Raw genomic sequence first — 13,239 nt, forward strand, 5'->3', positions numbered from 1 at the left:
TTGAGATATGAACTTTATAAAAATCGTTTTCCAGAAGATCTGGGCCGTTGCTATGGTCTTGATTAAATTCTGCCTGTTTATGGCGGTGATGTTTGCTGGTGCATGGGCTCTTGCACCGTTAGGCACAATCCATTCTAAAGACATCGACATGTCTCAATTCAACAATCATCCCAATGAAATGATGATGAACTTCTTCCAGATGGAGTACTTCTCTGGTTACTTGTTCTCAGTGACCATTGCTGTGGTATTAGCCGGTATTTACGGCATGTGGCAATTACATGAGCTGGGAGTGCATAAAGCAAAAGAGCACAAAAGCGCTCACGTACAGATCGTGTTTGCACTGTCACTTTGTGGACTGTTCATCAGCAAAACATTCTGGGTTATCGCATTGGTTATCGCATTGGCGAACTGGAAACATATTGGTCAATCACTGAGTGATGTTATTCGCCGTGGTGTTCAGCCTAAACAAGATGCGACTAATGGAGCGACAGCCGCTGTCCACGTATCACCTGAACAATCGGTAACAGAGCCGTCTCAAACACTACAGTCTCCAGTAGAACAATCTTCAAAAGAACAGTCTTCAGAAGATAAGGCTCCAACAAAACCATCCCCTACAGAAAAAGAGGTCGCATAATGAAAGAGATGATGATTCCATACATCCTAATTGTATGGTCACTGTTTGCGACAGGTGCACTGAAGAAGAACTTCAAAAACTACACTTGGGCAGCCATTGGCGGTGTTACGATTCTTACAGTCTTAGCGGTTATCTCTCGCTTGTGGGCACCCGTTGATTTAACCAATTCAACCACAGTCAAAGCGCCACACGCGGTGATGTCACCTATCTTTGGCCAGCAGATCGACCAAGTGCTTGTTGAGCACAACCAAATGGTTAAAGAAGGCGATGTAATTTACACCCTCGTCGACATTGAGTCTGCCGCAGACAAAGCAAAGATCGAATCTTCAATAGTTAAAAAAGAAGAACAGATCAAGCAAATGACTCGCGACTTAGAACGTACTGAAACATCACCAGAGATATTCAATGCTCGTGATGTAGAAAAGTACGACTCCGATCTTCGAGTACTGCACGCTGAACTTGTGTCGCTGAAAGCCGATCTACAAAAAGTAAACTGGGCACAAGAAAAGAAAACCGTTAAAGCTGAGTTTGACGGTCAGGTATCGATAGTGAATATCGCTGAAGGTTCTGTCATGGGTAACATGCACCTCTACAACACCAGCAAAAAGTTCCTTGAGATGCGTATCTCAGACCAAACTTACGGCTACGTTCAAGTTGGTGACTTTGCGGAATTCTACGTTGATGCATACCCAGGACACGTGTTCCGAGCAAAAGTACACAGCTTTAATGCCGGTACCGGTGAGTCGAGTATTTCTCCACTTCAGGGGCCACAAAGCGTCGGTCAACACGTGGTAAGAAACGGTAATGGTTTAGGTCGTACTATCGTACTTGAGATCATCGAACCAGAAGGTTACAACATCCCTATTGGTTCAACTGGCGCGGCTTGGATTTCTGCTGAGAAGCCACATCCATTCTGGGGCTTTATTGATGTAATCGGTGCGGCAACGGTTCGCCTACAATCTTACAAGTCTTACTTAGGTGCTTGGTAAGTACTGAGGTTCTCGGTAAGAACTTATATAACAGCCATTAATTCCAAATTAAATGCCCTGAATGTCAGGGCATTTTTGTATCTGTCACAAGCTCATCTGGCTAATTGATTTAGATCAAATAAAAATCGTTAATACAATCATTAATAAAATAAAACATCGTAATAACGATAGGTTGAAATCCTATTAGCGCGTAGATAGCGCCCCCTCTCCTGTCTATTATTTGGCTCAAGAAATCCAATTCCTGTATCCAAATATAAGGTCACTATCATGACTAACACATTCAAAAAAATGGCACTTCCAGTTGCAATCGCAAGTGCACTATTTGCTTCTGGCTTTGCATCAGCAACGCCTGTTGTTGAAGCAACATCAACGGTAGGCCAAGAGCTTCAAACCGCAAATGCAGCTCAATACCAAAACATCGATCTTGATGCGCGCTACAAAAGCGAGGTTCTATTCGAACACGAATCAAACATGTTCTGGGGTAAAGGCGATCGTATTAAGGTGCTTTCAAAAACGGGCGATTCACTGGCTTTCACAGAAGAGTCTGATCACGTACACCCAATCCTAACCAAGCACGGCCGAAAAATGGACCAAGCAATCATCAAAGTTGATGACAACATTTACCTTGGTTACGGTTTTGGTCTCGATACACCAGTAATGATCGAAGGTACTGACGGTATCATTATTGTTGATCCAGGTGAGTCGGTAGAAATGGCTCAATCGGTTAAAGAGCAGTTTCGTCAAATCACAGACAAGCCAGTTAAAGCCATCATCTACTCTCACAACCACATCGACCACATCTCAGGTGTGCGTGCATGGGTAACGGATGAAGAAGTGGCATCAGGTGAAGTGAAAATCATCGCAGAAGAAGGCCTAACCGCGGCAGTGGCTAACTGGTCTTCAAACCTAGGTACTCTATTTGGTCACCGTACTTCTTACACAGGTGCTAAGCACGTAGAAGAAGGCGAGCACGGCACAGTAAACGACGGCCTTGGTCCACGCTTCATGCAAGGTGCTATCTCGTTTATTGAACCAAACCTGTTTGTACCAAGCCAAAGCCACATCGAAATCGAAATTTCTGGCGTGAAAATGCACATCGAAAACGTGCCATCTGAAACTAAAGATGAGCTAGTGGTTTATTTCCCAGACCAGAAAATCCTACACGCGGCTGAAGTACTTCAAGGTGAGAACTTCCCTAACCTTCACACCATCCGTGGTACTAAATTCCGTGACCCATCAATGTGGTTCAAGGGCATCGACGTAATGCGTAAGTTCGACACTGAGATCATGATTAACTCTCACGGTCGTCCTGTTGAAGGTAAAGAAGCAGTAGCTGACGTACTAACGGCTTACCGTGATGCGATTCAATACACTCATGATCAAACTATCCGTTACATGAACAAAGGTATGACGCCAGATGAGCTAGTTGAAGTCGTTAAACTTCCGAAGCACCTTGCAGAACACCCGTGGTTAGGTGAGCACTACGGCACTGTTGCACACGCCGTGCGTCAGATTTACGTAGGTTACAACGGTTTCTTCGAAGGTGACCCATGGCAGCTAGAGCCAATGGCTTACGAGCAACGCGCTAAAGCCTTCGTAGAGGTCATGGGCGGTCGTGACAACATCATCGACACAGCAAAAGCGGCGATGAAAGCAGAGAACTACACCTTTGCAGCAGAGATTCTTTCTTACCCAATCACGGTAAACAAAGATGACATGGAAGCACGCTTACTGAAAGCACAAGCTTACAAAGCATGGTCTGCCGATCAAGTGAACATCAACTGGCGCAACTGGGCATTGAATGCTGCAGCTGAACTAGAAGGTACTCGTGATTTCTCTAACATGATCAGCTTTGCTTCTGTAGACGTACTAACTGCGCTACCAAGTAAGCAAATCTTCGATATGATGACGTCGACGCTAATCGCAGAAAACTCGTTAGACGTAAACATGATGCTAACGTACAACTTCTCTGATACGAACGAAGCATTCACTATCGAAATTCGTAACGGCATTGCTCAGTTACACGAAGAGGCAGTGAAAGGCGCAGATGTTCAAATCAACACCACTCGTGCAGTATTGAACCAAATCTTGATTGCGGGTCCAAACGCTCAACAAGTGATTGGTACTAACCTACAGTCTGGTGCATTCAAGTTCTCGAATGGCGACATCAAAGGCTTCGGTCAATTCATGAGCTACTTCGATAAGGCAATGACTCCAGAAGAGATCATGCTCATCGTTCGCTAATAATCAAAGGCTGCTAAGGATGGCGAGTCGATAACTTAGGGACCCATTGTGGTCCCTTTATCGTTTATTTATTGGTACAGTTCGCAACCTTAACTCAACGATCTAGGTCTATTGTTGGAGTAAGGAAACTGCCCCGCTTCTTTTAAGGTTCACACATGCTAAAACGTTTTGTTCTTTTGCTTTCACTCAGTTCTTCTCTGGTATTAGCTTGCGGATTACACCAAGAAACCGGATTTAGTTTAGTGACAGAGCCCGGTTCACTGGAGGTATTTGGCAATGTCATCACAGCAAGGCAAGATGACGAGTTCGGAAACCTAGATAAACCGGATCATTTCAAACTGTTTTCGATAAAGTCAGCACTCGCAAAGGCGCATCCGAGTAAGATTGAATTCAACTTATTTGAAGCGATTAAAGGTCACTACAGCCAAATCAGCATTGAAAAAGGCGTGAACATTTCAGGAAGAGACACTTTGCCGACAGAGAACGATTTATTGCTTATTACAGAGCTCGACGTGTTCGATGCATTAGCGAACGGAACGATCTCTTGGGATCAAGCGACACTGAATGGATTAGTGGTAATCAATGGCCCTCAAGACAAACGAGAGCAGCTTGAAGATTGGCTTAGTGATATTTTTGAAGGGTAATAGCTTAAAGCGGGACAGATAAAAAGTCGTCAAACCCTCGGACTTCAGAACATTGAGGGTTCAACGACAAACTTAAATCAAAAAAGCGTAGGCAACGGAATCAACTCCAGTCCCAGCACACCACTGATACTCATCACCACCAGCAGAGACACTTTAAAGACAGTCTTTGACCACTGGATGTAGTTGAGGCAATCAACCTTACGAAACGTCACTTTAGTCCACATAAAACAGACTGCCGCCGACACCGCTAGGTATTCATAGCCCGCATCTCCGAGTAGGAACAGCGCCAACGAGACTGCGCCAAACGCTACCACATAGGCTTTCATGTGCTGATGCGCTTTGTCGACGCCCTCTTTCACCGGTAACACAGGAATGCCTGCATCTCGATAATCTTGAAGGCGGAACATCGCGATCGCGTGCGAGTGCGGCATTTGCCATAAACAGAACATCGCGAACAACAAAACCGCTTCAAGGCTGATGTAATTCGTCACCGCCAAGTAACCCACTAACGGCGGAACGGCTCCCGAAATACTGCCGACTAAAGTGCCGTAAACCGATGTACGCTTGTACCACATGGTGTAGAAAAAGACGTAAAACACATAGCCAAGCAACACCATGACCGCAGAGATCGGATTAGCGAACTGAAACAGCAGCGCTGTGCCTGCTAGCAGTAAAACCAAGGCATAGACGAACGCTACATCTGTATTGATGTTTCCTTGAACCAATTCTCGATTTTGTGTGCGCTTCATCTTTTGGTCGATGTCTCGATCAAAGATGTTGTTCACAACACAACCTGATGCAATCACAAGCCCTACACCCGCTAAAGTCGTCAGTAACAACATCGCACTGGCTGGTTCTGTTTTTGCGGCGAGGAAGAACCCCGCCGCAACAGAAATCAGGTTGCCGAAAATGATGCCCGGTTTGGTAATAGACAAATATTTTTTCAGCATACCTTGGCCTACAACTTCATGTTGACGTTCATGTTGTAGATGATCCATACCGAGCCAGCGATAAGAATCAATACAACAATGGCAGTAAACATCAGTGACACTAAGTTCCAACGCCCATCGGAAGATTTCGCTTCCATATGTAAGAAGTACTTAAAGTGCACAAAGATTTGCACCAGCGCACAACCGAACAAGATCACGTAAGTTTCCGTGTTTGGTAGCGCATGTGCCCACACAATGTAGAACGGAATAATGGTGAGAATTAGTGAAGCAATAAAGCCTTTCACGTAATCCGTTGCACCGCTGTCTAGATGCTGTTCCATTACATCACCCCCATTAAGTACACGATGGTAAATACACAAATCCAAACGATATCAAGGAAATGCCAGAACAAACTTAAGCACTGGAAACGCATCGACATGTTGTCGTTCAAGCCTTTGGTTGAAAGTTGGTGATACGCCACCGCCATCCAGATAAGACCGAACGTTACGTGCAAACCGTGTGTACCAACCAAGGTAAAGAACGCTGAAAGGAACGCACTCTCTTGAGGACCATAACCTTCTGCAATCAAGTGGTGGAACTCATACACTTCCATACAGATAAAGGCTAAGCCCAATACGAAAGTCACTTTGATCCATCGCTTCAGTCCGGTCACGTCTTTGCGCTTCATCGCAATCATGCCAAAGCCGAAGGTGATACTACTGAACAGCAGCATCATGGTTTCGACAAACACGAACGGCAGTTCAAAGATGTCTTTACCTGTCGGCCCAGCGATTGAGCCACTCTCAAGCACGGCATAAGTCGCGAAAAGCGTGGCAAACAGGACACAGTCACTCATCAAGTAAACCCAGAAACCAAACAACTTGTTGCCCGCGGCTTCGTGGTGATGATCATGCGAGTGTGCAAGATCATAAGTGTGTGACGGAGTATTAGCTTGCATACGTCGTCTCCAAATCATCTTTATTTTCGTTGTTATCACTGTCACCGTCAGCGCTGTTACCACGACTAGAATTGTCGCTTTTCACTGACTGTTTCTTCGCTTCTTCAAGCTGTGCACGTCGAGCCGCTTCAATCGCTTTGATCTCTTCAACTTCCACGTAGTAGTCCACATCGTCGTTGTAGCTGTGTTGAATACACGTCACCACGATGCCCACTAGGCTTGCAGCTGCTAACCACCAGATGTACCAGATCATTGCGAAGCCAAATGCCAACGCCCATGCAGACACATAAATGCCTGTCGGTGTGTTCTTCGGCATGTGAATACGTTCGTATTCTTCTTCCTGAGTTGGATCAAACTCACCACTTTGCTTTTGATACCAGAACGAATCGATCTCATCGCCCTTAGGCAATTTTGCAAAGTTATAGAACGGTGGTGGTGACGATGTCGCCCATTCGAATGTACGTCCGCCCCAAGGGTCACCGGTTAGATCTCGGTTTTGGTCGCGGTCACGAACACTTACGTAAATCTGAACGAACTGACACACCACACCCATCGCAATTACGCCTGTACCTGCAGCCGCAACCGCCAGTAAAGGGAAGAACTCAGGGTTGATGTCTTGGCTCAAACGACGTGTCATGCCCATAAAGCCCAGAGCGTAAAGCGGCAAGAACGCCATCAAGAAACCGATGATCCAGCAGTAGAATGCGCGTTTACCCCAAAGCTCGTTCAGAGTGAAACCGGTCGCTTTCGGGAACCAGTAACCAATCGCAGCAAAACAACCGAACACAACACCACCAATGATTACGTTGTGGAAGTGAGCAATCAGGAATACTGAGTTATGCAGTATGAAGTCTGCACCCGGTACCGCCATCAACACGCCTGTCATACCACCAACAGTAAAGGTGATAAGGAAACCAACTGTCCACAGCATAGGTGTTGTGAAACGGATGCGACCTTTGTACATGGTGAACAGCCAGTTGAAGATCTTAACCCCGGTTGGGATAGAGATAATCATGGTTGCGATGCCGAAGAAGGCATTCACATTTGCGCCTGAACCCATAGTAAAGAAGTGATGCAGCCAAACCACAAACGCAAGGATGGTGATAGCCACCGTCGCCCATACCAGCGAGGTATAACCAAACAGTTTTTTACGTGAGAAGGTTGCAGTCACTTCAGAGAACACACCGAAGATAGGCAAAATTAGGATGTACACCTCAGGGTGTCCCCATGCCCAAATCAGGTTCACATACATCATCACGTTGCCACCAAGGTCATTGGTGAAAAAGTGCGTGCCGATGTATCTATCCAAAGTCAGTAACGCGATGGTTACCGTAAGGATTGGGAAAGAGATGATGATCAGGATGTTGGCACACAAAGACGCCCACGTGAATACTGGCATCTTCATCATTGGCATAGAAGGAGTACGCATGCGCAAAATAGTCGCGAAGAAGTTCACACCCGTTAACGTGGTACCCACACCGGATATTTGCAGCGCCCATATCCAATAATCGACCCCGACTCCCGGGCTCGCCTCAATGCCAGACAAAGGCGGATACGCCAACCAACCCGTGCGGCCAAACTCACCTAAGCCCAGTGACATATTGGTTAGGATAATACCCACCACAAACAGCCAGAAGCTCAGGTTATTCAAGTAAGGGAATGCAACATCACGAGCACCGATTTGCAACGGCACGAAGATGTTCATCAAACCGATAACCAAAGGCATCGCTACGAAGAAAATCATGATCACGCCGTGAGCCGTGAAGATCTGGTCATAGTGATGTGGCGGTAAATAGCCTGTCTCACCCGCTGCAGAAAGCAATTGCTGACTACGCATCATGACGGCATCGGCAAAGCCACGAACTAACATCACCATCGCGACCGCAATGTACATGAAGCCCAATTTTTTGTGGTCTACAGAAGTAAACCATTCATTCCAAAGGTATTGCCACTTACCGGCTTTTGTTACCGCATACACCACTAAACCACCCACTAAAGCGATCATGGTTAACGTGAACAAAATAATGGGTTCGTGGTAGGGAATTGAGTCTAGAGTTAATCTTCCAAACATGACGATTATCCTTGGGTTTCCGGCAAACAGTTCATTGAACCAGGGTGCTGGGTCACAACATCAGTGAATAAAAATGGTGGGATACTGGAGAACAGAGTCACAGGCTCAGCCACACTCGGCGCAGCCAAAGAACGGAATTGCTCCCAATCTTCAATACGGTCCGGGCTTGCTTTCACTTTTTCCACCCAGTTTAGAAACGCCACTTGATCAGGCATGGCTGATGCGGTGAATTTCATTTGAGAGAACCCTTTACCACTGTAGTTCGATGCAAAACCTTTAAAGTCACCTTCGTGGTTCGCGATCAAATTCAGCTTGGTCACCATTCCCGGCATCGCGTAGATCTGCGAGCCAAGACGCGGGATAAAGAACGCGTTCATGATGTTGTCTGAAGTTAGCTTAAACGTCACCGGTACATCTTTCGGGAACGCAACATAGTTAACCGTCGCAATGTTTTGCTCCGGATAGATGAACAGCCATTTCCAGTCCAGAGAGACCACTTCGATCACCATAGGCTTAACGTCACTCACCAAAGGCTTTGATGGCTCTAATTCGTGTGTTGTTCGCCAAGTGATGGTGGCTAGAATCGCGATGATGATGATTGGAATCGTCCATACCACCACTTCAATCTTGGTTGAGTGCGCCCAGTCAGGTGCATACTCTTCTGTGGTGTTGCTTTCACGGTATCTATAAGCAAAGTAGATGGTCATCAGGATCACGGGGATGACGACAATCAGCATCAGCAACAGAGCCGTAATAATCAGCTCCTTTTCCTGAACGCCAACGCTACCTTTTGGGTCGAGCAATGCGGAGTTACATCCTTCGAGCATCAGGACGGTTCCCACCAAACCAATCTTCGACAAATTTGTCCTCGATAAAATGCGTTTATATCTTGAAGCTTCCATTAACTTTCTCGATGGTTATCCAGCCTCAGAACGAATGCCTAAGTACTGGTTGTCATGATCATTAGAATATTTATGTGTTGAGCATGTGAAACGCCGCATCTCAAAAAGCAATGCAATAAAGCCCGTTACTGCTGGGTTAAAACCACACAAAAAATATGACTTAATTGTTACACTTTGAAATGCATTGTTACATTTGGCGCATTATGAGGAGTCGAAATTGAAAGCTCACCAAACAAACTTGGAAACTAACCTTCCATTTATGAAGACGAAAACTAAGAAGCAGTAAGCGATTAAGACACACATCAATAGCGTGCTACACGGATAGAGCCAGTACTGACAAGGGATTTAGAAAAAGTAGATAAACACTCACTCACCACTAAAGCTCGGGGCAAGCTCAAGGTACATTAGAAAGAGCGAATAAATAGAAGTGTGACGCCCATCAAGATTGTGAATTCACATACCATTTACAAGGTATTCACTGGTTAGATTATTCAAAATACCCACTCATTCACCAGCAAGATAACCAAGCATTCATCGATGTACTACTGTGACGAATTGAAAGAATATTATGACTAACAGAAAGGATAATTTGACTAATTGAGAACGTTATAGCGGTGAAAAGAACAACACAATGGTAGGAATTGGGATGAATTTATCGAGAATAACAACACCATAATCGAGCCAGATACGGCTCGATTATGGGCAATTAAAGAGTAGCTAAATTGAAGAGTAGTTAAATTAAAGATGCGTTAAATTGAAAAACAGTTATGCCGCTTGAGTCGCGATGGTTTTTCGCTGATTTTTAGTCATTAAATGATAAACCACCGGCACAAAGTAAAACGAAATAAGCGTGGTTAATACGGTACCGCCAACAATCGCGACCGCGAACGGAGGCCAGAAACCACCGCCAGCGATGATCAATGGCATAAAGCCGCCAACAGTCGTTATCGTGGTTGAGCTGATATGGCGAGTACACGACATCACAGCTTCAACGACTGCATCTACATTCCCGGAGGAAGCCTCTTTATCGAGTTTCAATTCGGTCAAAATCACAATGGCCGCGTTAATGGCTAAGCCCGCAATCCCAAGCATCGCGATAATCACCGTAAAGCCGAACGGATAACCGAAGATCCATACCGACAACAGCCCTAGTCCACCAGCCAACCCTGCTACCATGAAGATGATGCTGCTCATTCGGAACGAGTTGAATGACATCACCACCACCAACACCATCAATACCACCACAACGGCGACATTCGAGATAAGGCTGTTAACTGAATTGTCACGCTCAGCGGATTCACCACCAAAACCAATCGTGTAACCCGATGGCATCTGATAGTTTTCTAGGCGTTTTTGGAATTCATTAAGCACGGTTTGAGGCAAGACTCCCGCTTCAATGTAGCCCTCAATGGTATTCACACGCTGCCCGTTACGACGAGTAATCGCACCACGACTGGTAGTCAGTTCAAGTTCAGCCAGAGTCGAAACATTAATTCCCGTTGAGTACACCTCAGAGCTAATTGGCAAACGAATATTGCTTAAGTGAGCCAAGTTTTCACGCGCCTCATCTGCCACACGAACACGGATTGGTACCGACTCACTGCCTTCAATCACAGAACCACTTTCACGACCTGTCAGCGTAGTTTGCAGCATACCTGCGAACTGGTTCAATGAAATACCGTTGAGTTTCGCGGTATCTTCATCGACCATCAACCACACCTTCGGCGTACCCGGTTGCAGCGTTTCCCTTGTGTGCGTCACATGAGGAACACCCGCCAAAATCAATCGCACATCCTCACCAATCGCTTTCAACGTATCGAGGTTTTCACCATACACTCGCAGTTCAACGGGCGCGGTAAATGGAGGCCCTTGGTTAAGCTTACGTACCAAGATTTGTGCTTCCGGAACCTCTTCATCCAACACCTTTTGCAACTGTGGAATTAGCGCATTGGCTTGGTCAAAGTTCTCTGTTTTCACCATGGCTTGCGAGAAGTACGGCGCGTTATTTTGCCTTGCTTGCAGGTTGTAATAGAAGGATGGGAAGTTTGCGCCCACTAACCAATCGATACGCTCCACTTCAGGGTAACGATGAATGATATCGTCAATTTTTTCAGAAGTATTTTTAGTGGCATAAATGCTCGCTTGAGGTGGCATATAAACCTGAATCTCAAACATGTCTCGGTCTGATGGCGGGAAGAACTGCTCAGTCAGCTGAGACATACTCCAGTAACCGGTAAACGGAACCAACAACACCAAAGCAATCGTGATGATTGGATGTGTGACACCAAAGCGGACAGAAGACGAGAACCAGCGCGTCAAAGCCGGGATTCTTAAGCCGGTCATGTACCAATGGCGCTGTCCTTTCTTGTCGACATCACTGAGTTGCTTGGGCAGTAGCTTGGTCGCCAATCCTGCGATTAAGGTGTGCGAGATAATGTAAGAGCCGATCAATGAGAAAGAAACGGTAATCGCAATACCACCGACAAATTCACCCGATGCACCCGGCATCAAGATAATCGGGGCAAACGCCAACACGGTAGTTAAGGTTGAGCCTAATAACGGCACCCATAAATGCTTCAATGCATTCATGGTCGCTTCTGCTCGTTGTTGCCCTTTCAAACGATACGCCTGAATGGTATCGACCATCACCACCGCGTTATCAACCATGATCCCGAGCGCCACAATTAGGCCCGTCACCGACATTTGGTTAATCGGCACACCGGTCATTTTCATGATCGACAGGGTCAATAATGAGGTTAACGGCAGAGAAATGGCCACTAAGATCGCGGCACGCACGCCTAAAGTGACAAACAACACAATCAAAATCAGACCGAAACCGATCATCAAGCTTTTGCCTAAATCGTCTAAGCGAGTTTCGGTATAACCTTGCTGATTAAAGAGCACGGTCACCTTAACGTTACTTGGTAACTCTTGCTCAAATTTACCAATCAGAGCATTAGCTCGCGACGTCCAGTTATCGACTCGCAGATCAGGGTGCATTCTTGCCGCGACAATCACACCCGGCTCACCATCAATAATGGCAATCTGGTCTTGCGGGGTTTTCTCACCACGTTTCACCGAAGCAATGTCTTCCATGCGGATGATGTGACCGTTGCTGTCGGTGGCTATTGGCACCTGTTTAATACGTTCAATGGAATCAAGCTCAGACTTAATCTCTAAGCCAAAGCGAGAATAAGCACTGACCAATTCACCGGCAGAGTTTTTCGCATCTGCTCCTTCCAAAGATTCTGCGATATTGGCACTTGAACGACCAAGCGCGGCTGCATCTGCGGTACGTAAACTGATTTGAATCTCTTCTTGTGGCATCCCGTATTCATCAACGAATTCAGTACCCGACAAAGTTCTTAGTCGCTTAGCGAGTTCTTTGGCATAACGACCCAGCGTTAACCTGTCAGGCTCGCCTGCACCAGACCAGGTTAGAGATGCGATGGTTGTGAAAGCATAGGTATGGTCGCTATCGAGATCGGGAGAATGAGAGCCCGCAGGCAAAATGGATTCGATATCAGATAACTTGTCGCGAGCTTGGGACCAGACGGGTTCTGGCTCGGTGATGGTGTCATTCAATTCTAGCGTGACAATCGATACGCTCGGCCTAGAGGTTGAACTCACCAATTTAACTTCACTCAGCTCACGCAGCTTGTTCTCGATTACCTCAGTAACCAAGGTTTCAACACGCTCGGCACTGGCGCCGGGGAAGCTGGTTGTGATGTTCGCGTAACGGTTGATGATTACTGGGTCTTCTGCACGTGGCAACGTCATGAACGCCGAAATACCACTCACCATCAGCAGCGCGGTCATCAAGATAAGCAGTCGAGTGTTGGAAATAGTCTCTATTATTTTCATACTA

Annotated in this window: 10 protein-coding genes; 4 read left to right on the top strand and 6 right to left on the bottom strand. The window is 46.2% G+C overall.

The window, feature by feature from the left end; translation table 11 throughout:
* Window positions 1-7 precede the first annotated feature (7 nt).
* The 4 genes from AB6E30_RS12590 (at window position 8) to AB6E30_RS12605 (ending at window position 4,511) form a co-directional block, all read left to right on the top strand.
* Window positions 8-634: a magnesium transporter gene (locus AB6E30_RS12590; RefSeq protein WP_136979437.1), complete on the top strand. Its 627-nt coding sequence runs from the start codon at window positions 8-10 to the stop codon at window positions 632-634.
* Complete coding sequence (locus AB6E30_RS12595) at window positions 634-1,623, top strand: efflux RND transporter periplasmic adaptor subunit (RefSeq protein ID WP_065679596.1); 990 nt, start codon at window positions 634-636, stop codon at window positions 1,621-1,623. Before AB6E30_RS12590 ends, AB6E30_RS12595 begins: the two co-directional genes overlap by 1 nt.
* A gap of 267 nt (window positions 1,624-1,890) precedes the next feature.
* Window positions 1,891-3,867, top strand: a complete 1,977-nt coding sequence (locus AB6E30_RS12600; protein WP_372103791.1) for an alkyl sulfatase dimerization domain-containing protein — start codon at window positions 1,891-1,893, stop codon at window positions 3,865-3,867.
* 155 nt (window positions 3,868-4,022) lie between these two features.
* The gene (locus AB6E30_RS12605; protein ID WP_017060200.1) at window positions 4,023-4,511 is read left to right on the top strand and encodes a hypothetical protein; all 489 of its coding nucleotides are present in this window, start codon (window positions 4,023-4,025) and stop codon (window positions 4,509-4,511) included.
* Window positions 4,512-4,588: 77 nt separating this feature from the next.
* On the opposite strand, the gene cyoE is transcribed toward AB6E30_RS12605, so the two are convergent.
* The 6 genes from cyoE to AB6E30_RS12635 form a co-directional block, all read right to left on the bottom strand.
* The gene (gene cyoE / locus AB6E30_RS12610) at window positions 4,589-5,509 is read right to left on the bottom strand and encodes a heme o synthase (RefSeq protein ID WP_372103794.1); all 921 of its coding nucleotides are present in this window, start codon (window positions 5,507-5,509) and stop codon (window positions 4,589-4,591) included.
* A complete protein-coding gene (cyoD, locus tag AB6E30_RS12615; RefSeq protein WP_372103797.1) occupies window positions 5,470-5,781 on the bottom strand; it encodes a cytochrome o ubiquinol oxidase subunit IV in 312 nt (103 codons plus the stop codon). The genes cyoE and cyoD overlap by 40 nt, the downstream gene beginning before the upstream one ends.
* Window positions 5,781-6,398, bottom strand: a complete 618-nt coding sequence (gene cyoC, locus AB6E30_RS12620; RefSeq protein WP_010439790.1) for a cytochrome o ubiquinol oxidase subunit III — start codon at window positions 6,396-6,398, stop codon at window positions 5,781-5,783. The genes cyoD and cyoC overlap by 1 nt, the downstream gene beginning before the upstream one ends.
* Entirely contained in the window at window positions 6,388-8,469 is a 2,082-nt protein-coding gene (gene cyoB, locus AB6E30_RS12625; protein ID WP_372103800.1) for a cytochrome o ubiquinol oxidase subunit I, read from the bottom strand. Before cyoB ends, cyoC begins: the two co-directional genes overlap by 11 nt.
* Before the next feature lie 5 nt (window positions 8,470-8,474).
* Window positions 8,475-9,371 (bottom strand): ubiquinol oxidase subunit II, encoded by an 897-nt coding sequence (gene cyoA / locus AB6E30_RS12630; protein WP_108155498.1) that lies wholly within the window; start codon window positions 9,369-9,371, stop codon window positions 8,475-8,477.
* Window positions 9,372-10,136: 765 nt separating this feature from the next.
* Window positions 10,137-13,235: an efflux RND transporter permease subunit gene (locus AB6E30_RS12635; protein ID WP_372103803.1), complete on the bottom strand. Its 3,099-nt coding sequence runs from the start codon at window positions 13,233-13,235 to the stop codon at window positions 10,137-10,139.
* Between the last annotated feature and the right edge of the window lie 4 nt (window positions 13,236-13,239).

It is taken from the genome of Vibrio sp. 10N.247.311.12 (assembly GCF_041467515.1).
Taxonomy (GTDB): Bacteria; Pseudomonadota; Gammaproteobacteria; order Enterobacterales; family Vibrionaceae; genus Vibrio; species Vibrio crassostreae_C.